At 54.2% G+C, this 249-nt stretch carries 1 protein-coding gene; it reads left to right on the top strand.

The features are described 5' to 3' along the window. A partial coding sequence (locus SB816_RS33865) for a TRAP transporter large permease subunit (RefSeq protein WP_410548483.1) occupies nt 1-249 on the top strand: 249 nt, incomplete at both ends.

The following is a 249-nucleotide window of genomic DNA, read 5'->3' as shown; positions in this document are numbered from 1 at the left end:
AACGTCGTCCTCTCTACTCTTATGGGCGGAGTTTCAGGTTCCGCCAATGCGGACGCGGCGATGCAGTCTAAGGTTCTTGTGCCGGAAATGACGCGTCGTGGCTACGACGTAGGTTTTTCTGCGGCGTTGACGGCGTCATCATCGATCATCAGCGTTATCATCCCGCCGGGAATTGGGCTGATCCTTTACGGGTTCATGGGAAATGTTTCGATTGGGGCTTTATTCCTGGCTGGTATCGTGCCAGGCATA

Origin of the sequence: Achromobacter sp. SIMBA_011 (genome assembly GCF_046535435.1) — a bacterium.
In the GTDB taxonomy this organism is placed as follows: domain Bacteria; phylum Pseudomonadota; class Gammaproteobacteria; order Burkholderiales; family Burkholderiaceae_B; genus Achromobacter; species Achromobacter dolens.
The sequence above is the reverse complement of the archived record's forward strand: the minus strand, read 5'-3'. Positions and strand labels throughout refer to the sequence as shown.